Origin of the sequence: Phytomonospora sp. NPDC050363 (assembly GCF_040655735.1) — a bacterium.
GTDB lineage: Bacteria > Actinomycetota > Actinomycetes > Mycobacteriales > Micromonosporaceae > Phytomonospora.
The window spans coordinates 33753-60326 of record NZ_JBFAKK010000010.1; the positions used below are offsets into that span (position 1 = coordinate 33753).

Sequence of the window (26574 nt, forward strand, 5' to 3'; positions counted from 1 at the left end):
ACGGAGGCGCCGCCAGGCCGGGGGCGCGACGGTTGCGCGCCCCCTTCCCGGGCTCACCCTTCCGAACCGGCCTCCTTGCGGACCTGGTCGGCCAGATGCGCCGGCATCGGCTCGTGGCGCGCGAACTCCCGCGTGAACGATCCCGTCCCCGAGGTCATCGCACGCAACTCGATCAGATAGCGCACCAGCTCGATCGCCGGGACCTCGGCGCTGATCACCGTGCGGTCGCTCTCCGCCGCGGTGCCCAGCACCCGCCCGCGACGGCTCGACAGGTCGCCCATCACCGTCCCGACGTACATCTCCGGGACCCTGATGCGCACCTCGTCGACCGGTTCGAGCACCGTGATCTGCGCCGACTCGGCCGCGTCGCGCAGGGCCAGCGCGCCGGCGCTCTGGAACGCCGCGTCGGAGGAGTCGACCGAGTGCGCCTTGCCGTCCACCAGCCGCACCCGGATGTCGACGACCGGGTACCCGGAGTCGAGGCCGCGCCGCATCTGCGCGAGCACGCCCTTCTCCACACTCGGGATGAACTGGCGCGGCACCACCCCGCCGACGATCTTGTCGACGAACTCGAAACCGCCCCCTCGCGGGAGCGGCTCCACCTCGATGCGGCACACGCCGTACTGGCCGTGCCCGCCCGACTGCTTCACGTGCCGGCCGTGGCCTTGAGCGCCTGCCGTGAACGTCTCCCGCAGCGCCACCCGCACCGGCTCCGTGTCGAGGTCGACGCCCCCGGCGCGCAGACGGTCGAGGACCACGTCGGCGTGCGCCTCGCCCATGCACCACAGCACGATCTGGTGGGTCTCGGCGTTGCGTTCAAGGCGCAGTGTCGGATCCCCGGCGACCAGGCGCCCCAGGTTCTTGGCGAGCGCGTCCTCGTCGGAGCGCGTCTTGGCCACCACCGCCACCGGAAGCAGCGGCTCCGGCATGTGCCAGGGGGCGATGAGCAGCGGATTCTCCTTGAGGGAGATCGTGTCGCCCGTCTCCGCGCTGCCCGACTTCGTGATCGCGCAGATGTCGCCCGCCAGGCAGTGCGGCACTCCGTGCAGCGACGAGCCCAGCGGCGTGAAGATGTGCGCGACCCGCTCGTCGGCGTCGTGGTCGGGATGGCCGCGCTCGCCGAGACCGTGCCCGCTGATGTGCACCACCGACTCCGGTGTGAGCGTGCCGGAGAAGACCCGCACGAGCGAGACGCGCCCGACGTAGGGGTCGATCGTGGTCTTGACGACCTCGGCGACCAGTGGCCCGTCGGGATCGCAGGTCAGCGGCGCGACCGGGTCGCCGTCGACCGTCGTCACCGGCGGCACTTCGTGTTCCAGGGGAGAGGGGAACCCCTGGGTGATGACCTCCAGGAGCGCGTCGAGACCGACGAGGCTGGGCGCGTTGACCGGGATCACCGGGTGGAAGGTGCCGCGCGCCACGGCGGTCTCGAGGTCGTCGACGAGCGTCTCGACGGAGATCTCCTCGCCGCCGAGGTAGCGGTCCATGAGCGACTCGTCCTCGCTCTCGGCGATGATGCCCTCGATGAGCCCGCCGCGGGCCTCGGCGATGGCCGACTCGTGCTCGGGGTCGGGTTCGCGAACGGTCGGGGGGTAGCCCTCGCTGTAGTCGTAGACCTTCTGGGTGAGCAGGCCGATCAGCCCGGCGATCTGCTCACCGGTGTCGTCGTGCAGGGGGAGGTAGAGCGGCTGCACGCCCTCGCCGAAGACCCGCCGGCACAGGGCCACGGTCTCGTCGAGGTCGGCGCGAGGGTGGTCGAGGCGGGTGACGGCGACAGCGCGAGGCATGTCGACCATCGCGCACTCCTCCCACAGGGACTGCGTCGCGGCGTCCATGCCGTCCACGGCCGACACGACGAACACCGCCGCGTCGGCGGCGCGCAGACCGGCCCGCAGCTCGCCGACGAAGTCGGCGTAACCGGGAGTGTCCAGGAGGTTGATCTTCACGCCGTCGAACACGATCGGTGCGCAGGACAGCGTCACCGAACGCTGCTGCTTGACCGCCGCCGGGTCGGTGTCACAGGTCGTGGTTCCGTCGGTGATCGTCCCGGCCCGGTCGATCGTGCCGGTGGCCGCGAGGAGGGCCTCCACGAGGGTCGTCTTCCCGACCCCGGAATGCCCGACCACGACCACGTTGCGTACCTTGCCGGGCTCGTTCACCACCGGCGCGGGACCGGTGACCCCCTTCTCTTGAGGCTTGCCTGCTGATTTGCCCATGGCGGCCTCCTCGTGGAGAGGTGAAGTTATGGAACCTCGATCACACACCCGCAGGACAGCGAGCACAAGTCCGACGCGGCGTGTCGCACGGTAACCGGGAGAGTGGGATCAGTGCCGAGGGCGCCGACCGCTATCGTGGTGGAGCGCGTGGGCCGTCTCGACTTGTCCGAACCGGGCGCCGGCGGGCCCGGTGGAGATTGGCGGCATGGCGAAGAGCTTCAACACGGTCGGCAGGGCCTTCATGGCGCGGATCATCGACCCCCTCGGCAGGTTCCTGGTCAGAGTCGGCGTGACCCCGAACGCGGTGACCGTGATCGGCACCCTCGGCGTGATCACCGGTTCCGTGGCGCTCGTCGCGCGCGGATACCTTCTCAGCGGCCTGGTGGTCGTGACCCTCTCTGCGTGCACCGACATGGTCGACGGTGCCATGGCCCGCGTCAAAGGCGTCACCAACCGCTTCGGCGCCTACCTCGACTCGACCATGGACCGGATCGCCGACGGCGCGATCTTCGGCTCCGTGGCCTTCTGGCTGCTGTCCGAGGGGCAGGAGCGCGCCGCCGCGGCGGCGCTGCTGTGCCTGGTCGCCGCGCAGGTCGTGTCCTACGCGAAAGCGCGCGCCGAGAGCCTCGGCGCCGACTGCTCGGTCGGCATCGCCGAACGCCCTGAACGCCTCCTCATCATCGCCGTGGGCACCCTCCTGGCGGGCCTGGGCGTGCCCTACGCCCTTGAGGTCGTCCTGTGGCTCCTGGCGGCCCTGAGCGTGGTCACGGTGGTACAACGGGTCCTGCACGTCAGGGAGCAGCTCGTCGGTGAATCCGTCGGCCGCGTCGAGAAGGAGCGGTGAGCGCACGGTGAAGGACAAACTCGTCGAATGGTCCTACGGCGCCGCCTGGCGCCTGGTGCGGGCCATGCCGGAGCCGATCGCCGCCGCGCTGTTTCGCGCCGGCGCCGACCGCGCCGCCCGCAAGCGCGGCAGGTCCGTCGAGCGGCTGCGGGGAAACCTCCGCCGCGTTGTCGGCGACAGCGTCCCCGACGAGCGGCTGGACCTGCTCGTCCGCGACGGCATGCGCTCCTACGCGCGCTACTGGCTGGAGGCCTTCCGCCTGCCGACGATGGACAAGACCGAACTCCTGCGCCGCTTCGACCTGAAGGGCTGCGAGGTCTTCGACGTCCACCGCGCCGAGGGCAAGGGCATCATCGTCGCCCTCCCGCACGCCGGCAACTGGGACCTGGCCGGAGCCTGGGTCTGCGCCCGGGGCTGGCCGCTGACGACCGTCGCCGAGCGCCTCAAGCCCGAGGCCGTCTACGAGCGCTTCCTCGACTTCCGCCGCTCGCTCGGCATGACGATCGTCCCGCACGCCGGCGGCGAGCGCGCCCCCATCGACCTGCTCGCCGAGGCCGTCGCCGACCGGCACATCGTTCCGCTCCTGGGCGACCGGGACCTGTCGGCCCGCGGTGTCGAGGTCAGCTTCTTCGGCGGCCGCACCCGCATGCCGGCCGGCCCCGCGCTGCTCGCGCTGCGCACGGGAGCGCCGATCTACACGGTGAACATGTGGAACGAGGCCGACCGCAGTTGCGGGGCGCTCAAGGGCCCGGTCCCGATCCCCACCGAGGGCACCCAGACCGAGCGGGTCGCCGCGATCACCCAGTACATCGCCGACGACTTCGCCGCCGGGATCGCCGCCAACCCCGCCGACTGGCACATGCTCCAGCGGATGTGGCTCGACTCGCCCGCGGCCGGCCCGGACGGGGGAGTGCCCCAGAGCGCCGGACGGGGTCAGGAGCCCGCGTGAAGATCGGGATCGTCAGCCCGTACTCCTTCGAGGTGCCCGGCGGCGTTCAGTTCCACATCCGCGACCTCGCCGACGCGCTCATCGACCTCGGGCACGAGGTGAGCGTCCTCGCGCCCGCGGACCGCGACGACCCGAAGCTGCCGTCCTACGTCGTGCCCGCCGGGAAGGCCGTCCCGGTCCGCTACAACGGATCGGTCGCGCGCCTTTCCTTCGGGCCCATCTCGGCCACGCGGGTGCTCCGCTGGCTCTACCAGGGCCGCTTCGACGTCCTGCACGTCCACGAGCCGCTGACTCCCAGCCTCTCCCTGCTGGCGGTCGTGGCCGCTCGCGGCCCGGTCGTGGCGACCTTCCACACCGCCATGACGCGTTCGCGGATCCTCGCCGCCGGGCACGCCATCGCCCAGCTCGTGCTGGAGAAGATCAGTGCCCGCATCGTCGTCAGCGCCCTCGCCCGCCGGGTGCAGGTCGAGCACCTCGACGGCGGCGGCGTGGAGATCCCCAACGGCGTCACCATCCGCCACTTCGCCGGCGCCGAACCCCTCGACGGCTGGCCCGGCGAGGGCGGCGCGATCGGTTTCCTCGGCCGCTTCACCGAACCGCGCAAGGGTTTCGCGATCATGCGCGACGCCTTCGCCATCCTCGCGGCCGAGCGCCCGGGCCTGCGGATGCTCGTCGCCGGGCGCGGCGATCCCAACGAGGCCGTCGCGGGGCTGCCCGCCGACATCGCCTCCCGCATCGAGTTCCTCGGCATGGTCAGCGAGGAGACCAAGGCGCGGATGCTCCGCAGCGTCGACATCTACGTCGCCCCCAACACCGGCGGCGAGTCCTTCGGCATGATCCTCACCGAGGCCATGGCCGCCGGGACGGCGATCGTGGCCAGCGACCTCGACGCCTTCCGCCGGGTCCTCGACGACGGCACCGCCGGCGCGCTCTTCCCCGTCGGCGACCCGAAGGGCCTCGCGCAGCAGGCCGGCGACCTGCTCGACGACCCCGAGTTGCGCGCCCGCTACGTCGAACACGGCGAACGCGTCGTGACCGCCTACGACTGGCCGGTCCTGGCCGGACAGATCCTCGACGTCTACGAGGCCGCCATCGAGGCCAGTGGAGGGGTCGTCACCGGTGACGACAAGGCCCTGGAGCGAGCGCAGAGCGACTGACCACGCGTCGGCGCGGGGCGACGCGATCCGTTACGATCAGCCGCCATGTGGTGGGTGGTGGGAGTCGTCGCGCTGATCGTCCTCGCGTCGACCTACCTGACCTGGACGGCGACGCGGGTGGAACGCCTGCACCGGCGCTCGGCGGCGGCGCGTGAGGCCCTCGACGGAAAACTGACCGCGCGAGCCCTGGCGGCTGCCGCGCTGGCGTCGAAGGAGCGTCCCACGCTGGGCCGCTACGCCGACGCGCTCGACGCGGCCGCGCGGGCCGCCCTCGAATCGGTCGACGGGCAGCGCGAGGACACCCAGAACGACCTCACCCGGGTCCTGCGGGAGCTGCCCCTGTCACCCGACGCGCCCGAACTGGCCGCCGTGCTGCGGGCCAACCGCCGGCTGTCGATCGCCCGGCAGCTGCACAGCGACGTCGTGCGCGACGCCCGGTCGAGCCGCTGGCGCCGGATGGTCCGTGTCTTCGGTCTCGCCAGGCGCCATCCCGAGCCCCGATTCTTCGACATCGACGACCCGGTGTGACCCCCGGCACCTGCGCAGAGAGTGGCCAATGTCCCCCTGATTGGCCAGGCGGAGTGACCTAGATCAAGAAGTACGATGGAGGTGTTCCCACACCCCCAATCTCAAGCCGAGGAGTGCGACCGAGTGTCCACCGACGACAGCAGCACCGCGACCACCGGTACCGCCCGGGTCAAGCGAGGCATGGCCGACATGCTCAAGGGCGGCGTGATCATGGACGTCGTCACCCCCGATCAGGCGAAGATCGCCGAGGACGCGGGTGCGGTCGCGGTCATGGCCCTTGAGCGCGTCCCGGCCGACATTCGCGCGCAGGGCGGTCTCGCCCGGATGAGCGACCCCGACATGATCGACGGCATCATCAGCGCCGTCTCGATCCCCGTCATGGCCAAGGCCCGCATCGGCCACTTCGTGGAGGCCCAGGTCCTCCAGTCCCTCGGCGTCGACTACGTCGACGAGTCCGAGGTGCTCTCTCCGGCCGACGAGGCCAACCACATCGACAAGTGGCCGTTCACCGTTCCGTTCGTGTGCGGTGCGACGAACCTCGGCGAAGCCCTGCGCCGCATCTCCGAGGGCGCGGCGATGATCCGCTCGAAGGGCGAGGCCGGTACCGGCAACGTCATCGAGGCGACCCGCCACATGCGCCAGATCCGCGCCGACATCCGCCGCCTGTCGACCCTCGACGAGACCGAGCTCTACGCCGCGGCCAAGGAGCTGCGCGCGCCTTACGAGCTCGTCGCCGAGATCGCCGGCTCCGGCCGTCTCCCGGTGGTGCTGTTCACCGCCGGCGGCATCGCCACCCCCGCCGACGCGGCGATGATGATGCAGCTGGGCGCCGAGGGCGTGTTCGTCGGTTCGGGCATCTTCAAGTCCGGCGACCCGGTCAAGCGGGCCGGCGCGATCGTCCAGGCCACGACCTTCCACGACGACCCCGACGTGATCGCCAAGGTCTCCCGCGGACTCGGTGAGGCCATGGTCGGCATCAACGTGAGCACCCTGCCGGAGTCGGAGCAGTTCGCCAAGCGCGGCTGGTAGCCGATCCCGCAGTGTCGAGGGCGGTCCCGAAAGGGGCCGCCCTTCCGCGTGCCCGGCGCCCTCAGTAGATCAGCCAGCTCCGCGCGCTCGGCCTGCTTAGCCCGAGGACCACCGTCAGCGCCAGTCCGAACACGAGTGCGCACAGACAGATCAGCCCGCCCGAGCCGGCGTTCTGGGCGGCGACGAGGGCCAGTGCCATGGCGGCCATGGTGAGCGTCTGGACGGTGATCGCGAGGTACCGGGCGCTTCTGCTTCGCGAGCCGAGCCGTTTGGCGGAGGCGATGTCGGCGACGGCGGCGGTCAGGAGGGCCGACAGCAGGACCGCGATCAGTCCGTTGGGGAACCCGCCCCCGGCCAGGCCGTTCCACAAGGCCGCGAGCACGCACGTCGAGAGCAAACTGATGGCCGCCTGGACCCACAGGACGAGCCGGGCGAGGGAGACCGGCCAGGGGTGGGAATCGTCGTGGAGCGCCATGCGCACCCCCTTTTCCGTATCGCCGAGGATAAGGGGCGCAAGGGTTCGCGCGCCTCCTCTGTTCGGCGTCAGGTGCCGCGGAGAGATCGCGGGCGAGCTCGGCAAGGACGGCGACGAAGGCCGCGGGCGACGATTCCGGCGAGGCTCCGTTACACGTCGCCCGCCCGTGACCGGTGTCCTGACCGGTTCACGGGCGGGCGCTTGGTGCTATTCGGTGAACCATTCCTTGGCGGGCCGGCTCACCAGCAGCACGATGAGCACGATCGGCAGCACGAACGACACGAACGAGCTGGCGCCGGGCTGGATCAGAACCGAGACGATGTTGCCGGCGAGCGTGACGGCCACCAGGATCAGGCCGGCGGTGCGGACCCACTTCTTGCGGCTGGGGACCATGAAGGCCAGGTACCCGGCCACGAGCGAGCTGATGATCGTGACGATCGCCGCGGTCATGATGAGGGGGACGTCCGAGGTCGAGACACCGGCGTCGGCGAGTTCGGCGTCGCTGAGGGAGCCGACGGCGGCGCCGCCGAGGGCGGCGAGGCCACCGATGCACAGGCCGAGACCGAGTTGGATCCAGAAGATGATCTGGACGGCCAGGACCTGGCCGGGCTTCTTGGGGGCGGGGGCGTTCTGGGGCATCATTGCGGGCACTTTCCTTCGGTGGGTTTAGTGGTGGAACCACCTGCGGCAGATGCGCGCGAGAAGGTTCCCGGCGACGACGATCGGCATGATCAGGCCGAGCACCGCGCCGTAGACGGGGGCGTCGATCACCCAGATGGCGGCGATGTTGCCGACGATGAGCGCGAACTCGCCGATCAGGATCAGCAGCCACAGGATGCGCTTCTGGGTGCGCATGAGCAGGCCGAACAGCAGCCACAGCAGTGCGGCGACACCGGCGGCGGCCACGACCTGCCAGTGCTGCTCGCGGACGAAGGCGGGCACCTTGTCGGGAACGGCGACACCGGCGGGGACGCCGAGGACGTGAACGAGGAACTTCTCGAAGTTCGAGATCTCACCGAGCCCGGTCACGACCGGCCAGGCGACGACACCGGTAAGGAGCAGCACCGCGACGCCCTGTACCCACAGGAACGCGCGAGCGACCTTCGCCTGCTTAGGCATCGGGTTGTAAGTCTTGGCCATGACCGCTCCTTGTAGATGGACACTCGCTGATGTGGCAGGGTAGCGGGTCGCACAACAGAGCGCAGCCCGGGGAGGCGCGCACGGGCCCCCTGCGTAGGCTGCGGGTGTGGATCTCACTATCGGTGTCCTGGCCCTTCAGGGCGACGTGCGCGAGCACCTGCTCGCCCTCGCCGAACTAGGCGTGCTCGCCCGGCCGGTCCGGCGGGCCGACGAGCTGGAGTCGGTGCACGCCCTGGTCGTCCCGGGCGGCGAGTCGACGACGATGAGCAAGCTGTCGGTCGACTTCGGGTTGCTGGAGCCCATCCGCAAGCGGATCGCCGAGGGGATGCCCGCCTACGGCTCCTGCGCGGGGATGATCATGCTGGGCGCCTCCGTCCTCGACGGGCGGCCCGACCAGCAGACCTTCGGCGGTATCGACATGGTCGTGCGGCGCAACGCCTTCGGCAGGCAGGTCGACTCCTTCGAGACCGACGTCGTCTTGACCGGCATCGAGGGGCGGCCGTTTCGTACCGTGTTCATCCGCGCCCCCTGGGCCGAGGAGGTCGGTCCGCAGGTCGAGGTGCTCGGGCGTATCGAGGGCGGACCGGCGGACGGTAGGATCGTCGCGGTGCGCCAGGGCCGGGTGATGGCGACCGCGTTCCATCCGGAGGTCACCGGGGATCTGCGTGTGCATGAAGCCTTCGTTGACCTGGCGCGGGGCGTACTGATCGGCAGCGCGGACGAATAGGGGAACCATGAGCGGCCACTCCAAATGGGCCACCACCAAGCACAAGAAGGCCGTCGTCGACGCCAAGCGCGGCAAGATGTTCGCCAAGCTCATCAAGAACATCGAGGTCGCGGCCCGCACGGGCGGTGGCGACCCGACGGGCAACCCCACGCTCTACGACGCCATCCAGAAGGCCAAGAAGAGCTCGGTTCCCAACGACAACATCGACCGCGCGGTCAAGCGCGGTTCGGGCCTTGAGGCGGGCGGCGCCGAGTACATGACGATCATGTACGAGGGCTATGCCCCCGGCGGTGTCGCGGTGCTCATCGAGTGCCTGACCGACAACCGCAACCGCGCGGCGGCGGAGGTGCGCGTCGGCCTGACCCGCAACGGCGGCAACCTCGCCGACCCGGGCAGCGTCTCGTACATGTTCACCCGCAAGGGCGTGGTGATCGTCCCGAAGTCCGACGGCCTCACCGAGGACGACCTGCTCCTGGCGGTCCTCGACGCGGGCGCCGAAGAGGTCAACGACCTCGGCGACTCCTTCGAGGTCATCAGCGAGGCGACCGACCTGGTCCCGGTCCGCAAGGCGCTCCAGGACTCCGGTCTGGACTACGACTCCGCCGAGGCGAGCTTCGTGCCGAGCGTGACGGTCCCGGTCGACCTGGACGGCGCGCGCAAGGTGATCAAGCTGATCGACGCCCTTGAGGACTCCGACGACGTGCAGAACGTCTGGAGTTCGATGGACGTCTCCGACGAGGTCGCCAAGGAACTCGAGGAGGACTGACCCTCCCCGTTCTTCGCCGACGGCCCCCGGTCTCCCGGGGGCCGTCGGTCGTTTCTCGCCCGCATGGCCGGTTCGAGGAGGACCGGTTCGTCGACGACGCGCGGCGATGGCCCGGCCGCGGCTTCGGTGATCGTTGCGGCATAACGGATTGCCGGGGGTTGCGCGGGCCCTCTACGGTTCGGTCCATGGCAAAGCTCAACCAGATCATCGCCGTCGAGAAGAGCGTCAAGGCGAAGTCCGCCCAGGAGCTCGCCGACGCCCAGCGCGAGGTGCACAAGCCCGCGCTCCTCTCCGGTATCGCCCGCACCTACCAGGCCAAGGACGAGGAGGGCGAGCAGCTGCCGCCGGAGTCCACCCGGGTCCAGGTGCGCGCCGACGAGATCCTGAAGGGGCTGGGCGCGAGCCTGACCCGCCTGTTCGACGTGACCGCCTCGAAGGACGCCACCAACAGCGTCGCCACGGCCGACGTGGTCGTCGGCGACGAGGTGCTGCTGTCGGGCGTGCCGGTGACCTACCTGCTCTTCCTGGAGAAGCAGCTCACCGAGCTGCACGCCTTCGTGCGCAAGCTCCCGGTGCTCGACAACTCCGAGTCGTGGGTCTTCAACGACTCCGCCGACTGCTGGTCGACCGAGCCGGTGCGCACGGTCCGCACCAAGAAGGTGCCGTTCAACCACGTCAAGGCCGAGGCGACCGAGAAGCACCCGGCGCAGGTCGACGTGTACTTCGAGGACGTCGCGATCGGCTACTGGACGACCGTCAAGTTCTCCGGTGCCCTTCCCGCCAAGCGCGTCTCGGTCCTGATCGAGCGGATCGAGAAGCTCCAGCACGCGGTCAAGTTCGCCCGTGAGGAGGCCAACAACACCGAGTTGCTCGACCGCAAGGTCGGCGACAAGGTCTTCGGCTACCTGTTGCGGTAGCCGACCAGAACCCCCCGGCGCCGCTGGCTTCGTCCAGGGCGCGCCGGGGTGCGCGAGAGCGCAAGCTGAAAATGAGTCTCACATCTGAAACGCGGTAGAGATGGCGGTTCGATTCCGCCCCCCGCCTCACCTGGCGGGGTGGCCCAATTGGCAGAGGCAAGCCGCTCAAACTCAGATTCTCGCTCTAGCTTCAGCATTGCCACCCGGCGCCGGACGACCCCGTTCCGGCTTCATCATCGAGGTTGCGGGTTCGACTCCCGTCTGGGTCTCCTCCTGGCCCGGTAGCTTCAACGGTAGAGCGCGATGTGATGTGACGCCTGACCGGACCGGTTAAAAGCGAGGCGCGGTACGGGTGGTGCAAGGCCCCCGGGAGCCGGGAAAAGCTCCCGGGGGCCGCTTTGCGTCTGTCCCACCGGCCTCATCGGGCCCTCCGATCCCGCCGCCTGCGCGAAAGCGCCCGGCGTCGGTGGACCGGCGGTAGCGTCGGGGTGCGTTCCGGCCCGCCGGGGCGCCCAGCGGAGGGGGAACCGCCATGGGGGACGACCCGATCTACGCCCGCATCGACGCGCTGGCCGAGGCGCTCGGCGAGCCGATGACGGCCTGGCGCCATGACATGCACCGGCACCCGGAGCTGTCGAACCGCGAGGCCCGGACCGCCCGGAAGATCACCGAGCACCTGCGCTCCCTGAACCTGGACGAGGTCCGCACCGGCATCGCCGGGCACGGCGTGGTGGGCGTGCTCCGCGGCGGCCTTCCGGGCGACAGGGTCATGGCGCTCCGGGCGGACTTCGACGCGCTGCCCGTCAAGGAGACCTCCGGCGTCGACTTCGCCTCGACCGTCGTCGACGAGGACTACCCGGGCGGACCGTTTCCCGTCGCCCACGCCTGCGGCCACGACTGCCACACCGCGATGCTCATGGGCGCCGCGAGCGTTCTCACCCAGCTCAAGGCGGAGCTGCCCGGGACGGTGCTGTTCGTGTTCCAGCCCGCCGAGGAGGGGCCGCCGCTCGGTGAACCCGGCGGCGCCGCGCAGATGGAGGCCGAGGGCGCGCTCGCCGACCCGGAGCCGACCATGGTGTACGGGCACCACGTGGGGCCACTTCCGGTCGGGGTGATCGGCTACAAGGTGGGCAACCAGTACGCGGCCTCGTGCACCGTCCGGATCGTGATCCACGGCAAGCAGGTCCACGGCTCGACCCCGTGGGAGGGCATCGACCCGCTGCCGGTGGCGGCGGAGGTCATCACCGGTTGCGGGCAGCTGTACCGGCAGTTCCCGGCTTCCGACCCGTTCACGGTCACCATCGGCCACGTCGAGGACGTGGGCCGGTTCAACATCATCGGCGCCCAGGCGACCCTGCTGGGCACCATCCGAGCCACGGTCGAGAAGGACATGGCGGGCCTTCAGGACGCGATGCGGCGCATGGTCGCCGGTTACGCGCAGGCCCACGGCGCGGCGGCGGAGGTCGACTTCCCGGTCGAGATCCCCGCGGTGCACAACGAGCCGGCCTGGGTCGAGGCGGCCCTGCCGACGCTCAGGCGGGTGGTGGGGGAGGACCGCGCGATCGCCATGGAGCCCGGGCTCGGCTACGACGACGTCTCGGTGTTCGTCAACAAGTACGGCGGGCTGTACGTCGGCCTCGGCTGCCAAGAGGTCGAACTGACGCCCGAGGGCATAGTCCCGGTCGAGGGTGGACGCGGGATGGTGTTCAACCACAACCCGGCCTTCTACGCCGACGACGCCGTGCTCCCGATCGGCGCGCGGCTGCACGCGACGGTGGCGGTCGACCATCTCACCGGCCGGATCCAGCCCGCGTCCACATGACCGCCTGTGCCGACGGCCTCAGGCCGCGGCCGGTCGCCGCCACGGCGTCAGACGCGCGAGGGTGAGGCCGTACACGACGATCCAGAGGACCCACAGCAGCCAGCCGGTCAGGCCGAGCAGCCCCAGCGGGCCCGGCTCGTCGACGACCCAGAACGCCAGCGTCGCCGAGGAGAACTGGAGCGCGGCGCCGAGCAGGCCGAGGACGGCGTGCCAGCGGGGGATGATCCGGGCGCGCAGCCCCGCCAGGGACAGTCCGGTCATGGCCAGGGCGAGGAAGGTCCCGTTGAGGGCGAAGAGTGCGTCGTGCAGGGCCCACAGGGCCTGCGCCGCGTCCTCTCCGTGACTGGTCGACGCGAGCGCGAGCCGGAGTGCGACCACCCCGGCGAACAGCGTGTTCTGGAGGAGGATCCCGGCGAAGCCGGCGAGTGCCCAGGCCTGGCGGGCCTCTCGTTCGGCCTCCCACAGCGCCCGGACCGCGCCTGCGCCGAACAGCGCGGCCAGTGCCCAGGCGAGGGGGGTGAGCGCGGTGACGACGGCGACGGCGGGCCTCTCCGCGGTGAAGAAGGCCAGGACCTCGCCGGTCGCGGCACCGGTGCGGGGCATCCCGGCAGGAACCAGGATGACGTTGCCGAGGACGATCAGGGCGGCGAAGCCGACACCGGCGAGGCCGTGGCTCCGGGCGAGTTCCGGAGTATTCAATTTACTTGGCATATATTGAATATACGAAGCGGAAAGTCAAAAGGTCAAGGGATGAGCCGGGAACCAGAACGCCGCAAGTACGACTCGCTGCGCCGCACCGAGCAGGCGCTGCTCACGCGCGCCGGGATAGCCGAGGCAGCGCGGCGGCTCTTCGTCGCGCACGGATGGACCGCCACGACCGTGCGCGACGTCGCCAAGGAGGCGGGCGTGTCCGTGCCGACGGTCTACTCCGCCTACGGAGACAAGGCCGGGCTGCTGCGCGCGCTCGCCGACTCGACCGGCCTGGCCGCCGACATCGGCGCGCAGCTCGACGAACTCGAAGACCCCGCCGCCGGCCCCGGCCGCCAGCTCGCCGCGATGGCGGCCTACGACCGGCGGCTGTTCGAGCGCGCGGGCGACGTCATCGCCCTCATCCGCGAAGCCGGTCGCACCGACCCCGACTTCGCCGCCGCCTACCTCGATGGGCGCGGGCGCGGCGACCGCACCCGCGAACAGGTCTTCTTGTCCTGGCCGAAGGGCACCCTGCGGCCGGGCCTGGACATCCGGACGGCCGTCGACGTCTACGCCGCCGTCTGCAACATCGACGTGTACACCACGCTCACCGTCGAACGCGGCTGGACGGCCGAGCGCGTCGAGGCCTGGTGGGGCGCGGCGCTCGGCCGGGAACTGCTCGCCTGACGGCGATCTAGCCGACCGGCTCCAGTGAACCCGACATCAGCGCGTGCGTGTCGCGGTAGCCGAGACGCCGGTACAACCGGTGGGTGGCCTCCTCGCCCTCCATCGACCCCAGCGCCACGAAGGGATGCCCGGCCGCCAGCAGCGACCGGGTCGCCCACGCCGTCATCGCCGCGCCGAGCCCCTGCCGGCGCGCCGACGGGTGCACGGCGACCGAGGCCAGGAACGGCACCTCGGGTGCCGGGCCGGACACCGCCCCGCAGCCGACCGGTGTCGTCCCGTCCTCGCCGTAGGCGCCGAACCACGACTTCACCTGAGCGTCACCGGTGCGGGTGCTGGCGTCGGGAAATGCCTCGTCGAGCAACCCCTCGATCGCGGCCCGCCCGGCCTCGTCGGTCGGCAGCCAGGTCGCGCGCTCCTCACCGGGCACCGGCTCGGGCGCGGTGTCGGTGTAGAACCAGCGCCATTCACCGAAGCGCGCCGGCCGGAGGTGCTCGGGCAGGCGCAGCATGATCTCGCGCGGCAGGCTCAGCCGCTGCGGCGGCTCCTCGGCGACGACCGCCGCGACCAGCGCCGCGGCGACCTCCGGATCCCCGTCGGCCAGCAGCATCCGGCGCCCCTGGAACTCCCGGCCCCAGGCCAGCGCCCCGTCCGCGGCGTACCCGTACCCGTCGTCGCCGCCGGTGGTGAAGCACGCGACGAAGTGCGAGTTGTTCGACGCGGCCCGGACAGCGTCGCAGCCGCGCAGTTTGGTGTAAGAGATGGACACGATCCTGATCCTTACCCTCAAGCCCAAGATCGTCAATGGCGCCCGGCGAGGTTGAGATTCAGTCCACTCCGCGGCCGATCGCAACGAGGACAACGGGGTGCGCGTCGGACGCGACCATGTCGGCCCCCACGGGTATGGTCACGAGCAAAGCGGATCGAACCTGTGTACGCCACCGCGCGCCGGTGGCACCGAACGGTGCGAAGGAGGGGGTCGAGGTGCGCGTACTCGGCGTCGACCCCGGCCTCACCCGCTGCGGCGTCGGCATCGTCGAAGGCGAGCCCGGACGCACCTGCCGCCTCATCGTCGGCGGCGTCATCCGCACCGACCCCGGCACCGAACTCGCCGAACGCCTGCTGGCCATCGAGGGCAAACTCACCGCCCTGCTCACCAAGTACGAACCCGACGCCGTCGCCGTCGAACGCGTCTTCAGCCAGCACAACGTCAGCACCGTCATCGGCACCGCCCAGGCATCCGGCGTCGCCATGCTCGCCGGCGCCCGCCGCGGCCTCCCCGTCACGACCTACACGCCCAGCGAGGTCAAGGCCGCCGTCACCGGCTACGGCGACGCCGACAAGAACCAGGTCACCACCATGGTCACCCGCCTCCTGCGGCTCACCGAAGCGCCCAGACCCGCCGACGCCGCCGACGCCATCGCCCTGGCCATCTGCCACGTCTGGCGCGGCGGCACCAAGGCCCGCCTGACCGGCGGCACCCAGAACACCACCAGAACGGGAGTACGACAGTGATCGCCAGCGTGCGCGGGCAGGTGCTCGCCCTCGCCCCCGACGCGGCCGTGGTGGAGGTGGGCGGCGTCGGATTCTCCGTGCGCGCCACGCCCGGCACCCTCGCCGGACTGTCCGTCGGCGTCGAGACGACCCTCCACACCAGCCTCGTCGTGCGGGAGGACTCGCTCACCCTCTACGGCTTCGCCGGCGCGAGCGAACGCGACCTGTTCGAACTCCTCCAGACCGCCAGCGGCGTCGGCCCCCGCCTCGCCCAGGCGGCGCTCGCCGTGCACCCGCCGGACACCGTCCGCCGCGCCATCGCCACCGGCGACACCCGCACCCTCACCCAGATCCCCGGGGTCGGCAAGAAAGGCGCCGAACGCCTGGTCCTCGAACTCAAGGACCGCGTCGGTCCCGTCACCGGCGAGGCCCCCGCCGCCCGCGAATACCGCCCGCAGTGGCGCGAACAGGTCCAGCAGGGCCTCATCGCCCTCGGCTGGACCCAGAAGGACGCCGCGAGCGCCATCACCCGCCTCGCCGACGACGTCACCGAGGAACGCCCCGACGTCCCCGCCCTGCTGAAACAGGCGATCCGGCTGCTGGGCAAGACCCGATGAGCGAGGACTTCGACGAGATCGTCGAGTTCGGCGACTACGGCGACACCGGCGGAGAGCTAGGCCTGGTCTCGGCCCGCGTCCAGCCCGGCGACGACGACGCCGAGGCGGGCGGTGTGCGCCCCCGAAGCCTCGACGAGCTCATCGGCCAGATGCGCGTTCGCGAACAGCTCGAACTGCTGCTCGCCGGTGCCACCGGCCGGGGCGCCCCGCCCGACCACATCCTCCTGTCCGGCCCTCCCGGCCTCGGCAAGACGACCATGGCCATGATCGTCGCCGCCGAACTCGGCGCCTCCCTGCGCACCACCTCCGGCCCCGCCATCGAACGCTCCGGTGACCTCGCCGCCGTCCTCACCAGCCTCAACACGGGCGACGTCCTCTTCATCGACGAGATCCACCGCATGGCCCGCCCCGCCGAGGAACTGCTCTACACGGCCATGGAGGACTTCCGCGTCGACGTCATGGTCGGCAAAGGGCCAGGCGCCACCGCCATCCCCCTCGACCTCGAACCCTTCACCCTCGTCGGCGCCACCACCCGCTCGGGGCTGCTCACCGGACCGCTGCGCGACCGCTTCGGCTTCGTCGGCCAGCTCGACTTCTACGGCACCGCCGAACTCGAGGCCATCGTCACCCGCTCCGCTCGCATCCTCGACGTTCCCGTCCGCCCCGACGGCGCCACCGAGATCGCCGGCCGCTCCCGGGGCACACCCCGCATCGCCAACCGCCTGCTGCGGCGGGTCCGCGACTTCGCCCAGGTCCGCGCCGACGGCGTCATCACCCTTGAGGTCGCCAAGGCCGCGCTGGCCGTCTACGACGTGGACGACCTCGGCCTCGACCGCCTCGACCGCGCGGTGCTCTCGGCGCTCGTCGAGTCCTTCGGCGGCGGGCCCGTGGGCCTCAACACCCTCGCGGTCGCCGTGGGGGAGCAGCCCGACACCGTCGAAGAGGTCTGCGAGCCCTTCCTGGTCCGCGCGGGACTGCTGGCGCGCACCCCTCGGGGCCGGGTCGCCACCGCCCTCGGCTGGCGCCACCTGGGCAAGAACCCGCCGTCGGGCCTGTTCGGAGCCGTGCAGGACGAGCTTTTCGGAGACGACCCGAACGGCTGACGGCGGTGGCCCGCAGCGGTCCTATAGGTGAATGGAATCCCCTCCGGGTGCTCTTGCCGTAATCGTGGCGAAGCTGTGACCCGTGTCGCTTCAAAGCGTGTTCGGGCGAGCGACTAGACTTCCCGCGATCGTTAGTAATCGTCGAGTGCGTTCGGAAGGTAGTCGTGCTACAAGCTGCAGGTGAGTCCGGCGGGGGCAACAACTTCATTCTCATCGGGTTGTTGGCCCTGATGTTCGTCGCGATGTACTTCTTCATGATCCGCCCCCAGAAGAAGCGTCAGCGCGAGCAGCAGGAAATGCAGCAGGGAGCCGGCCCCGGTTCGCGCATCGTGACCATCGGCGGCCTGCACGGCACCATCGTGTCCGTCGACGACGACACCGTGACGCTCGACATCAGCGACGGTGTCCAGGTCGTTTTCGCACGTCAGGCGATCGGCCGAGTGCTCCCCACCGAAACGGCCGGCGACGCCGCCGATGAGGTCGAAGAGTCCGCCGTGGTCGACGAGCCCGCCGACGAGGTCACGGCCGACACCGCCGCGCACCCCGACGAAGCTCCGAAGAAGAACTGAATCCGGCGCGCTACGGTTACTGCCCGTAGCGTCCGACATGGAAGCACATCGTTCGCCGGTCCACCCCCATGGCCAGGCGCCACCCCCGTGCCGGTGACCGCGAGACGCACGCCGGACGCGTACTCCGCCTCACAGGCGGAGGCGCGCCGGCTTCGTGTCGCCGGCCGAGACAGCAGCAAGGAGAGATGACGACCGTGGCTCGTGGACCTTCGGGACTACCTCAGACCGGACGGTTGAAGGTATTTCCATATTTCTTCGCCTTCGGTGCCTTGCTGCTGGTGCTGTGGCTGATCGCCTTCGCCGGGGCGGGATGGAAGTTCCCCACGCCGAAGCTCGGCCTCGACCTGCAGGGCGGCATGAGCATGACGCTCACCGCGACCCTGCCGGGCGGCCAGACGCCCGACGCGGAGAAGATGGAGCTGGCCCGCCAGATCATCGACGACCGCGTCAACGGCACCGGCCTCGTCGAGCCCGAGATCGTCATCGAGGGCGCGAACAACATCGTCGTCAACGTGGCCGGCAAGGACGCCGACACCGAGCAGCTGCGCAAGGTCGGTGACCCGGCCACGCTGCGCTTCCGCGAGGTGCTGAACCAGACCGCCGGCTCGGGCACGCCCGAAGACGTCGTCCAGCCCGACCCCTCCACCTCCGGCGACCCGTCCGCCTCCGCCTCTCCCGGCGACGAGGACAAGGACAAGGAGAGCGCCGACCCGGAGTCCTCCGCCGACGAGGAGGCCCCGCCGCCGGCCGAGACGAAGCCGGCCGAGCCGACCGCCGACCAGGAGCAGCTCCGCAAGGAGATCGCCGAGCAGGTCGGCAAGGACCTCTACGCGCAGGCCGAGGCCCTCACCGAGCCGGCCGCCGACGCCACCGCCCTCGAGGTCTTCAAGCCCTTCGGCGACCTCACGGCCGTCCAGGTCGCCGCGCTGCCGATCAACATGCAGTTCAACGTCCCGACCATCACCTGCGACCAGCTCAACGGCCGCCCGCCGGGCAGCATCTCGGCCGTCGACCAGCAGGTCGTGGCGTGCAACAAGCCCGACGCCGAGCAGATCGAGAAGGGCCAGGCGGCCTTCATCAAGTCGATGCTGGACGTCGCCAAGGTCGTCGGCGAGGACGTCTCCGACGCCGGCGCCGGCCCGGACTCGCAGAACCCCGGTTCGTGGATGGTGAACATGGAGTTCACCGGCGGCGGTTCCGACAAGTGGTCGGAGCTGACCAACGCGACCGTCGGCAAGCAGGTCGCGATCGTCCTCGACAACCTCGTCGTCTCCGACCCCGAGATCCGCGAGGCCATGAGCGGTTCGGCCCAGGTCACCGGCAACTTCAACTCCGAAGAGGCCAAGACCCTCGCCGAGCAGCTGAAGTACGGCGCCCTCCCGGTCGCGTTCAACGTCGAGTCCATCGAAGAGGTCAGCGCCACGCTGGGCACCTCGCAGATGGAGGCGGGCATCCTCGCCGGCTTCATCGGCGTCGCGCTGGTCATCGTCTACTGCCTGCTGTACTACCGCCTGCTCGGCCTCGTCGTCATCGCCAGCCTTGGCGCCTCGGCCGCGCTGATCTACCCGTCGATCGCCCTGCTCGGCAAGCAGGTCGGCTTCACGCTGACCCTGGCCGGCATCACCGGTTTCATCGTCGCCATCGGCATCACGGCCGACTCCTTCGTCGTGTTCTTCGAACGGCTCAAGGACGAGGTGCAGGAAGGCCGGTCGATGCGCAGCGCCGTGCCGCGCGCGTGGGCACTCGCCCGCCGCACGATCATGTCGGCGAACACGGTCTCGATGCTCGCCGCGATCATCCTGTACTTCCTGGCCATCGGCGCCGTCCGCGGCTTCGCGTTCACCCTGGGTCTGTCGACCCTCATGGACATCGCCGTGGTCTTCCTGTTCACACACCCCCTCGTGGCCTGGCTGTCCCGTTACAAGGTGATGAGCTCGACGAGGCTGGCCGGCCTCGGCGCGAGCCGCCGACGGGTCGGCGGCAGCGGCGCGATGCGCACGAAGGAGAGCTGACGTCATGTCGGACAAGAGTTCGGTACGCGGCACCCCCCGCGTCAGCATCTTCAAGCAGCTCTACCGCGGTGACACGCACTTCGACATCGTCGGCCGCCGCAAGACCTGGTACATCATCTCGGCGATCCTGTTGGTCATCATCGGCGCGAGCACGGCGATCAAGGGCTTCAACCTCGGCGTCGAGTTCGCCGGCGGCAACCAGTTCACCGTGCACGCCCCGGCGAACGCGACCCTGACCGAGGCCGAGGACGCCGTCGAGGCGAGCGGTGTCGAGGTGGCCTCCTCGCAGACCGCCGGAACGGGCGCGGACACGAAGTTCGTCGTCAAGACCGGCCCGCTCAGCGACGCCGAGAGCGAGAGCGTCCGGGCCGACATCGCCGAGGCCATCGGCGTCTCGGCCAACGAGATCACCGTCTCCGAGGTCAGCTCGTCGTGGGGCAAGAGCGTCAGCCGTCAGGCGCTGATCGCGCTGCTGGTGTTCCTGGTGTTCGTCGCCGGGTACCTGTGGCTGCGCTTCGAGCGCAAGATGGCCGTCGCCGCGCTCGTCGCGCTGGTGCACGACGTCGTGCTCACCGCCGGAGTGTTCTCCCTGGTCGGATTCGAGGTCACGCCGGGAACGGTGGTCGGCCTCCTGACGATCCTCGGTTACTCGCTGTACGACACCGTCGTGGTGTTCGACCGCGTGCAGGAGAACACCAGGGGACTGCTCGGCGAGTTCAAGTCGACCTACGCCGAGGCCTCCAACAAGGCCCTCAACGAGACCCTCATGCGTTCGATCAACACCTCGATCATCGGTCTGCTGCCGGTGGCCGGGCTGCTGTTCGTCGGCGTGGGCATCCTCGGTGTCGGCACCCTGAAGGACCTGGCGCTCGTCCTGTTCGTCGGTATGCTCACCGGCGCCTACTCCTCGATCTTCCTGGCGACGCCGGTCCTTTCGGACCTGAAGTACCTGGAGCCGCGCGTCAAGGAGCACGACCGCAAGGTCAAGGAGAAGCGCCGCGCCGCGGAGCGCAAGGCCGCCACCGCGGCCGAGCCCGTCGCGGTCGCCGAGACCGAGGAGGACGGGCCCGTCTCGGACTCCGACGACGAGGTCCTGGCCGGTTCCGGTTCGCGCGTCCCGACGACGCGCACCTCCGGTTCCGCGCCGCGTCCGGGCGCGCGTCCCGACGCCCGCAAGCGCCGCCCCCGCAAGGGCTGAGGCGCCGGCAGACAACGAAAAGGCCCCCTCCTCGGAGGGGGCCTTTTCGTGCGCTCAGACGTTGCCGTAGGGGTTGCGGAAGTCGATGAGCCGGACACCGCGCACGAGCTCGGCGAGGCCGGCGTCGACGCTGACGCGCGGCGCGAAGCCCTTCGCGCGGATCTTGGCATAGGAGACCTCGTAGTCGCGCATGTCGGCGTCGGTCCCGACCTCGGCGAAGTGCAGGTAGTAGTCGACGTGGTCGAGGAGCCGGCGGGCCAGGTCCTCCTTGGTGAGGTTCATGTCCTCGCTGCCGACGTTGTAGGCCTCGTCGACGACGTCGTCCCAGCGGTCGAGGGCCCACACCATGGACCGGGCGAGGTCGGATACGTGCAGGAAGGTCCGCTTGAAGCCCCGCTCGTAGACGATGAGGCTGTGGTTGGCGACGGCCTGGTAGGCGAACTCGTTGGGCAGCAGGTCCAGTCGCATCCTGGGGGAGACGCCGAAGGCGGTGGCGTAGCGGAAGGCCACGGAGTTCCCCGCGTCGAGGACGGCGGTCTCGGCGGCGGCCTTCGTCTCGCCGTAGAGCGTGATGGGGGCCCGGGGCGTGCCCTCGTGGCACAGGTAGTCCGGGACGCGGCCGTAGATGCTGCCGGTCGAGGCGTAGAGGAGCTTCTGGTCGGGTCTGCGGGCGCGCAGGAGGGTGTGGGTGCCCTCGACGTTGACGCGCGTGGCCAGACGCGGGTCCTTCTTGCACGCGGGGTATCCGACGATCGCCGCGAGGTGGATGATCGCGTCGACGCCGTCTGTGGCGCGGGTGACGGCCTCGTCGTCGCAGATGTCGCCCTGGATGAAGTCGAAGCGCTCGTCGGTGGCGGCGGCGAGGAGGCCGTGGCCGCCGTAGCGCAGCGAGTCGAGGACCCGGACGTGATGCCCCCGGGCGAGGAGCATCGGGACGAGGGTCGAGCCGACGTACCCGGCTCCGCCTGTGACGAGGACACGCATGGGGCGTGAGCTTACCGTTGCGGCCCGAGTCACCCGTTCGGTGACACGGGAGACCCGTGTTCGAACGGGTTGACCTGCGCACATACCCCTCTGTTCGAAAAAACATCGAACGAATGTTCGCGTGTCCCTTGCGGTTCCGTCGGAGGCGAGGTTTACTATCAGAGTGTTCGAACCGTTGTTCGAACACTCCTCGGGAAGAAGCTGTCGCGGGCCGAGGCCCGGGGATGCTCCACCAGAAAATGGCGAGCCGTAATGCTCGTGCCGCCGCATTGATCGTGGCGCTTGATCGCGGCCCAGTCCGCCTCCCACCGACCCCCGGCGGGCTGGGCCTCATTTCTGGCGCGCGTGTCAGCGGCGGCTCGCTGCGGCCGGATGTAGCGGGGGAGAGACAACCCCGGGGAAGCGTTGCATCCGGCCGCTGGCCGCCATTGCAGGCCGGTCGTTCAAGGACGTGAGGCACACCTGTCCGGGTGTCTCACCCCGAGGGCACGCCGGCGGTTCACACCTGTCACCCATCACGAGCCTCAGACAGGGGGATCTTCCGTTGAAGACAGCAGTCACGCACCGCCCGGACGCGTACCTCAACGCCAGTCCGCACACCGAGCTGGCCGTGCCCGCTCATTCCCTACCGCAACGGTCCCCCCTGGAGTTGCTCATCCTCGCCCGGCGAGGCTTGAGCGACGCGGTGGACGAGCCCCACGAGGGGCTCCGGTACGCCACCGCGCACCTGGCCGCACTGCGTGCCGCCGCGGCGGTCCTCGCCGCCAGAGCCCGCCCCGCGCCACGCCGGCGCAGTCGTCCGCAGAACGTCTGGGAACTGCTCGCCGCGGTCGCCCCGGAGCTGCGGGAGTGGGCCGACTACTTTTCGCACACCGCCGTCAAACGCGCCGCCGCGCAGGCGGGTGTCGCGCACATCGTGACCGAACGGGAAGCCGACGACCTCGTCCGCGACGCCGACCGCTTCGCGGTGGTCGTCGCCGAAGTCCTCGGCCTGCGCCGAGGGTGATGGCGACGCGGGGCCACAGTGCCCCGCGGTCGCCCCGCTCTCGCCGCAGGTGGGCGTGCCGGCTCGCGGGGGTCGCACCTCCGGCAGGTGCGGTTTCGGCGGGGCTGCTCAGGGGTGCGGGTTCACGCGGTTCGCGGGGGTCGCAGCCCGGCAGGGTGGTTCTGGTTCCGGCCAGGGCTCGGGCCGCCTGAGCGGTGGGTCGTGCGAGCTGCCTCGGTGCCTCGGCGGCTTCGGACGTTCGGGCTGCCTCGGCCGCCCGGTCCCCGAAGCCCGGGGACTCGTAGGCGGTAAGGCAGGGAGGCGGTGGACCGGTGGATCGGTGGGGCCGTGCCAGGCCGCGGGGCCGTGAGGCTCCGGGCCCGTGGCCTGGTCGGCGGGGCGCTTCACGCCAAGTCGGCGCCGCCGTCCCACCCCACCGCCCGTCCCCCACCCGCGACGAGACGCCGCGGTCACGACCGTGACCGCGACGATCCGGTGGCCCCGACGCGCGCCGGAACTGTGACGACCGGGCGGTGAAGTGCCGCCCGGATGGGAGACGGCCGTCTCCGGGGGAGATTCATTGACGGGGGTCGTGCCGAGTTCGGTGGTTGTTTTGTCCGTGGTCGAAAAAGGCGAGGAACCCAGGACGCCCGTCCTGCGCTCCCGCATGCCCGGCGCCCACGCCACCGTCTCCGTCCTCACCCGCGGTCTCCGCCGCGCAGAACGAGCCGCCCCCACCGCCGGCTCACCGAACCCCACGCAGCCCTCACCCACCCCCGACCTGGCCTGGGGGAGCGATGGCCTGACCGTTACGACCGCCGCCGTCCCACCCAGCGTTCCTCCGGCGAACGACGGCCTCACCCCGCTGCCATCTGGTGACTTTCGCGGCCGCGCCTTGTTCGCTTCCGCCGCGCCGTCCACCGTGACCAGCCACGGGAGTGACGGCGACGCAGATGCCAATGCCGATGCGGCGGATCCACCCCGGACCGGTATCCAGCGTGGTCTCGCCTTGGCCGGCGGTCGCGAGGCCGGTGGCCGTGCCACGGCTGGAGTTGGAGCTGCGCCGGACGAGTCCCTGGGGTCCGGCACGGTTGAGGTCGGCCCATTCCGGGCCGGTGTTCGCCGTGGCCTCGCCTCGGCTGATGGCCGCGCCACCGCCAAGGCGCCGGCTGAGCCCCCCAGGCCTGCCCGGTCCGAGACCGTTCCACTTCCGCCGGGTGTCTTTCGTGGGGTCGCGTCCATCGTTTCCGCCTCGCCCACCGTGTCCGCCGTTCCCTCCGCGCCTCCCGCCCTGCCCGGTCTCGAAGCCGCCACCAGCACGCAGCCGTCGCTCGCCTCGCCCGCCGCGTCGACCGGGTCGGCTCCTCCCACCGCATCCACCACCCTCAGCCGTCCCTCTTCGCCCCGTACCCGTGCCCTTCGCGGCCTCACCACGCCCCGCCCCACCCCCACACCCACCCCCCTTACGCCCTCCCCGCCCAACCCCCACCCCACCGCCGGCGCGCTCGCCCTCGTCGCCCCGCACCTGCCCAACCCCGCCGCCCCCACCGCCACCTCCCCTCTCCCCGCCATCCGGCGTGCGAGCGAGCTCCCCCGCCACACCGACGCCCCCACCTCTACCGAGACCGCCCTTCCCGTCGTCGACGGGCTCGGCGGCCTGCTCCCGTGGGGCGGGCTGCGGCGGGGAGCGGTGGTGGGGGTGGCCGCCGGCGACGCGCCGGGCATGACCTCCCTGCTCCTCGCCCTGTTGGCGGGTCCTTCGGCGGCGGGGTCGTGGTGCGGGATCGTCGGTGGAACGGGCGAACTGTCCGCGATGGCGATCGGTGAGGCGGGGGTCGACGCCTCGCGCCTGCCCCTGGTCCCCGAGCCGGGGACGAAGTGGCCGGAGGTGACGGCGGCACTGCTGGACGGCCTCGACGTCGTCGCCGTGCACGTCCCGCAGGGCCTCACGGCGCAGACGGCCCGGCGGCTGGCGGCGCGCGCGCGGAAACGCAAAGCGGTCCTGGTCCCGTACGGGGCCCCGCCCGACCGCCTCGCCGGCGCCGACGTGGTCCTGCGCGTCGTGGGCGGCGAGTGGCGCGGCCTCGGCGTGGGGCGGGGGCGGCTGCGGGAACGCGACCTGGTCGTCGCCTCCCGGGTCCGCGGCCGCCCGGTGCAGGTCACGCTCCGGCTCCCCGGTTACGGCGAGGTCGCCGACGCGGCCCTCGCGCGCGTACTTCCCCTGACCCGAAGGGAGACCGGACGTTGACACGGTCGATGGTGCTGTGGTGCCCGCGCTGGCCCGCCGAGGAGAGCTTCGAACCCGTCGCGGCGGCCCTCGACGCGGTCACCCCCGGCGTGGAGATCCTTCGCCCGGGCCTCGCGGCCTGCCCGGCGAGGGGCGCGGCGCGCTTCTACGGCAGCGAGGAGAGCGCCGCGGAGCAGCTGATCGACGCGGTCGCCTCGCTCGCCGGCGAGTACGCCGAACACGGCGAGGCGGGCGAGCGCTCCGCGGCCTCGGTGAGCCTGCGGGAGTGCCAGGTGGGCATCGCCGACGGCCTGTTCGCGGGCTGGCTGGCCGCCCGCGCCGGCGTGGTCGTCCCGCCCGGGGGAGACGCGGCGTTCCTGGCCGACGTGGACGTCGCCGCGTCGGGCCGGCCGGAGCTGGTCGCGCTGCTGCGGAGACTGGGCGTCTACACGCTCGGCGCGTTCGCGGCCCTGCCCGCCTCCGACGTCCTCGACCGCTTCGGCTTCGACGCCGCCTACATGCACCGCCTGGCCGCCGGGGAGCCCCCGCGCCCGACGGTGGCGCGCAAGCCTCCTCCGGAGCTGACCGTCGACGCCGAGTGCGACCCGCCCATCGACCGCCTCGACGCCGCCGCCTTCACCGGCCGGGCCCTCGCCGAGCAGTTGCAGCGCCGCCTGACCTCCTACGGGCTGGCCTGCACCCGCCTCATCGTGCAGGCCACCACCGAGGGCGGCGAGCAGCTGACCCGGACGTGGCGGCACGACGGGGTCCTCTCGGCGGCGGCCGTCGCCGACCGGGTCCGCTGGCAGCTCGACGGCTGGCTCACCGGCGGCTCCACCGGCGACGGCGGCGCGCGGCCCACCGGCGGGATCGTGCGGATCACGCTGATGCCCGACGACGTGATCCCCTACTCGGGCACCCAGACCGGCCTGTGGGGCGAGGCGGGGGAGGGTCGCGACCGCGCCCACCGCGCCCTCACGCACGTCCAGGGCCTGCTCGGTCCCGACGCGGTCGTCACCGCCCAGCCCGGTGGCGGGCGCGGCCAGCGGGAGCGGACCCGCCGCGTCGCCTGGGACACCACCGACGGTGAGCCCGACACGGTCGGCGAGCCGTGGCCGGGGAGCCTCCCGGCGCCGAACCCGGCCGTCGTGCTGCCCGAGCCCTTCGCGATGGAGGTGCTCGACGCCGAGGGCGGGGAGGTCGGCGTGACCGGGCGCTGCCTGCTGACGGCCTCGCCGAAGCGCGTGCGGATCGGGCGGGAGGTTCCCGTCGACGTCGTCACCTGGGCGGGGCCGTGGCCGGTCGCCGAACGCTGGTGGCGCTCCGACGCCCGCCGCTACGCGCGCCTCCAGTTGGGCCTGTCCGACGGGCGGGCGCTGCTGGTGCGGATCGAGGCGGGCGCGTGGTGGCTGGAGGCGAGCTATGACTGACCGCGGCAGGA

The 26574-nt window shown here is 71.2% G+C and carries 26 protein-coding genes; 19 read left to right on the forward strand and 7 right to left on the reverse strand.

Annotation, left to right across the window (positions count from 1 at the left end):
• Window positions 1–53 precede the first annotated feature (53 nt).
• A complete protein-coding gene (locus tag AB0I28_RS25445) occupies window positions 54–2216 on the reverse strand; it encodes an elongation factor G-like protein EF-G2 (protein WP_357497327.1) in 2163 nt (720 codons plus the stop codon).
• A 205-nt stretch (window positions 2217–2421) separates the two neighbouring features.
• Between AB0I28_RS25445 and pgsA the strand changes: the two genes are divergently transcribed.
• The 5 genes from pgsA (at window position 2422) to pdxS (ending at window position 6723) form a co-directional block, all read left to right on the forward strand.
• The gene (gene pgsA / locus AB0I28_RS25450; protein WP_357497329.1) at window positions 2422–3060 is read left to right on the forward strand and encodes a phosphatidylinositol phosphate synthase; all 639 of its coding nucleotides are present in this window, start codon (window positions 2422–2424) and stop codon (window positions 3058–3060) included.
• Between the two features lie 7 nt (window positions 3061–3067).
• The gene (locus tag AB0I28_RS25455; protein ID WP_357497331.1) at window positions 3068–4009 is read left to right on the forward strand and encodes a phosphatidylinositol mannoside acyltransferase; all 942 of its coding nucleotides are present in this window, start codon (window positions 3068–3070) and stop codon (window positions 4007–4009) included.
• Window positions 4006–5166 (forward strand): glycosyltransferase family 4 protein, encoded by a 1161-nt coding sequence (locus AB0I28_RS25460; protein WP_357497333.1) that lies wholly within the window; start codon window positions 4006–4008, stop codon window positions 5164–5166. The genes AB0I28_RS25455 and AB0I28_RS25460 overlap by 4 nt, the downstream gene beginning before the upstream one ends.
• Window positions 5167–5211: 45 nt before the next feature.
• The gene (locus AB0I28_RS25465; protein WP_357497335.1) at window positions 5212–5694 is read left to right on the forward strand and encodes a hypothetical protein; all 483 of its coding nucleotides are present in this window, start codon (window positions 5212–5214) and stop codon (window positions 5692–5694) included.
• A gap of 123 nt (window positions 5695–5817) precedes the next feature.
• Window positions 5818–6723 carry a pyridoxal 5'-phosphate synthase lyase subunit PdxS gene (gene pdxS, locus AB0I28_RS25470; protein WP_357497337.1) on the forward strand — a complete coding sequence of 302 codons (906 nt, stop codon included), beginning with the start codon at window positions 5818–5820 and terminating at the stop codon, window positions 6721–6723.
• Window positions 6724–6784: 61 nt separating this feature from the next.
• Here pdxS and AB0I28_RS25475 read toward each other — a convergent pair whose 3' ends face one another.
• From AB0I28_RS25475 to AB0I28_RS25485, 3 genes are all read right to left on the reverse strand, one after another.
• Entirely contained in the window at window positions 6785–7198 is a 414-nt protein-coding gene (locus tag AB0I28_RS25475) for a hypothetical protein (RefSeq protein WP_357497338.1), read from the reverse strand.
• Window positions 7199–7405: 207 nt separating this feature from the next.
• Window positions 7406–7840, reverse strand: a complete 435-nt coding sequence (locus AB0I28_RS25480) for a hypothetical protein (RefSeq protein WP_357497340.1) — start codon at window positions 7838–7840, stop codon at window positions 7406–7408.
• Window positions 7841–7864: 24 nt separating this feature from the next.
• Window positions 7865–8338, reverse strand: a complete 474-nt coding sequence (locus AB0I28_RS25485) for a hypothetical protein (protein ID WP_357497342.1) — start codon at window positions 8336–8338, stop codon at window positions 7865–7867.
• Window positions 8339–8444: 106 nt separating this feature from the next.
• Here AB0I28_RS25485 and pdxT point away from each other — a divergent pair, with 106 nt between their 5' ends.
• The 4 genes from pdxT to AB0I28_RS25505 all read left to right on the forward strand — a co-directional run bounded on the left by pdxT (window position 8445) and on the right by AB0I28_RS25505 (window position 12570).
• Complete coding sequence (gene pdxT, locus AB0I28_RS25490; protein WP_357497344.1) at window positions 8445–9065, forward strand: pyridoxal 5'-phosphate synthase glutaminase subunit PdxT; 621 nt, start codon at window positions 8445–8447, stop codon at window positions 9063–9065.
• 7 nt (window positions 9066–9072) lie between these two features.
• Entirely contained in the window at window positions 9073–9831 is a 759-nt protein-coding gene (locus AB0I28_RS25495) for a YebC/PmpR family DNA-binding transcriptional regulator (protein ID WP_357497346.1), read from the forward strand.
• A 185-nt stretch (window positions 9832–10016) separates the two neighbouring features.
• Complete coding sequence (locus AB0I28_RS25500; protein ID WP_357497348.1) at window positions 10017–10748, forward strand: hypothetical protein; 732 nt, start codon at window positions 10017–10019, stop codon at window positions 10746–10748.
• A 532-nt stretch (window positions 10749–11280) separates the two neighbouring features.
• Complete coding sequence (locus tag AB0I28_RS25505) at window positions 11281–12570, forward strand: amidohydrolase (protein WP_357497350.1); 1290 nt, start codon at window positions 11281–11283, stop codon at window positions 12568–12570.
• Between the two features lie 18 nt (window positions 12571–12588).
• Here the strand turns inward: AB0I28_RS25505 and AB0I28_RS25510 are convergent, their stop codons facing one another.
• Window positions 12589–13281 (reverse strand): hypothetical protein, encoded by a 693-nt coding sequence (locus AB0I28_RS25510; RefSeq protein WP_357497352.1) that lies wholly within the window; start codon window positions 13279–13281, stop codon window positions 12589–12591.
• A 39-nt stretch (window positions 13282–13320) separates the two neighbouring features.
• On the opposite strand from AB0I28_RS25510, the gene AB0I28_RS25515 reads away from it, so the two are divergent.
• On the forward strand, window positions 13321–13947 hold the full coding sequence (locus AB0I28_RS25515) for a helix-turn-helix domain-containing protein (protein ID WP_357497353.1): 627 nt from the start codon (window positions 13321–13323) through the stop codon (window positions 13945–13947).
• A gap of 7 nt (window positions 13948–13954) precedes the next feature.
• On the opposite strand, the gene AB0I28_RS25520 is transcribed toward AB0I28_RS25515, so the two are convergent.
• Window positions 13955–14713, reverse strand: a complete 759-nt coding sequence (locus AB0I28_RS25520; RefSeq protein WP_357497355.1) for a GNAT family N-acetyltransferase — start codon at window positions 14711–14713, stop codon at window positions 13955–13957.
• A gap of 215 nt (window positions 14714–14928) precedes the next feature.
• Between AB0I28_RS25520 and ruvC the strand changes: the two genes are divergently transcribed.
• From ruvC to secF, 6 genes are all read left to right on the forward strand, one after another.
• Window positions 14929–15459: a crossover junction endodeoxyribonuclease RuvC gene (gene ruvC / locus AB0I28_RS25525; protein WP_357497357.1), complete on the forward strand. Its 531-nt coding sequence runs from the start codon at window positions 14929–14931 to the stop codon at window positions 15457–15459.
• A complete protein-coding gene (ruvA, locus tag AB0I28_RS25530) occupies window positions 15456–16055 on the forward strand; it encodes a Holliday junction branch migration protein RuvA (RefSeq protein ID WP_357497359.1) in 600 nt (199 codons plus the stop codon). Before ruvC ends, ruvA begins: the two co-directional genes overlap by 4 nt.
• Window positions 16052–17158: a Holliday junction branch migration DNA helicase RuvB gene (gene ruvB, locus AB0I28_RS25535; protein ID WP_357497361.1), complete on the forward strand. Its 1107-nt coding sequence runs from the start codon at window positions 16052–16054 to the stop codon at window positions 17156–17158. Before ruvA ends, ruvB begins: the two co-directional genes overlap by 4 nt.
• Before the next feature lie 164 nt (window positions 17159–17322).
• Entirely contained in the window at window positions 17323–17727 is a 405-nt protein-coding gene (yajC, locus tag AB0I28_RS25540) for a preprotein translocase subunit YajC (RefSeq protein WP_357497362.1), read from the forward strand.
• Between the two features lie 233 nt (window positions 17728–17960).
• Window positions 17961–19739, forward strand: a complete 1779-nt coding sequence (gene secD / locus AB0I28_RS25545; protein ID WP_357497363.1) for a protein translocase subunit SecD — start codon at window positions 17961–17963, stop codon at window positions 19737–19739.
• A gap of 4 nt (window positions 19740–19743) precedes the next feature.
• Window positions 19744–20937 carry a protein translocase subunit SecF gene (gene secF / locus AB0I28_RS25550; protein WP_357497364.1) on the forward strand — a complete coding sequence of 398 codons (1194 nt, stop codon included), beginning with the start codon at window positions 19744–19746 and terminating at the stop codon, window positions 20935–20937.
• A gap of 54 nt (window positions 20938–20991) precedes the next feature.
• Here secF and AB0I28_RS25555 read toward each other — a convergent pair whose 3' ends face one another.
• Entirely contained in the window at window positions 20992–21921 is a 930-nt protein-coding gene (locus tag AB0I28_RS25555) for an NAD-dependent epimerase/dehydratase (protein WP_357497365.1), read from the reverse strand.
• A gap of 604 nt (window positions 21922–22525) precedes the next feature.
• On the opposite strand from AB0I28_RS25555, the gene AB0I28_RS25560 reads away from it, so the two are divergent.
• From AB0I28_RS25560 to AB0I28_RS25570, 3 genes are all read left to right on the forward strand, one after another.
• Window positions 22526–22927, forward strand: coding sequence for an SAV_6107 family HEPN domain-containing protein (locus AB0I28_RS25560; RefSeq protein WP_357497768.1), 402 nt, complete (start codon window positions 22526–22528; stop codon window positions 22925–22927).
• A 1240-nt stretch (window positions 22928–24167) separates the two neighbouring features.
• The gene (locus tag AB0I28_RS25565) at window positions 24168–25154 is read left to right on the forward strand and encodes a hypothetical protein (RefSeq protein ID WP_357497366.1); all 987 of its coding nucleotides are present in this window, start codon (window positions 24168–24170) and stop codon (window positions 25152–25154) included.
• On the forward strand, window positions 25151–26563 hold the full coding sequence (locus AB0I28_RS25570) for a DNA polymerase Y family protein (RefSeq protein ID WP_357497368.1): 1413 nt from the start codon (window positions 25151–25153) through the stop codon (window positions 26561–26563). Before AB0I28_RS25565 ends, AB0I28_RS25570 begins: the two co-directional genes overlap by 4 nt.
• The last annotated feature ends 11 nt before the right edge of the window (window positions 26564–26574 follow it).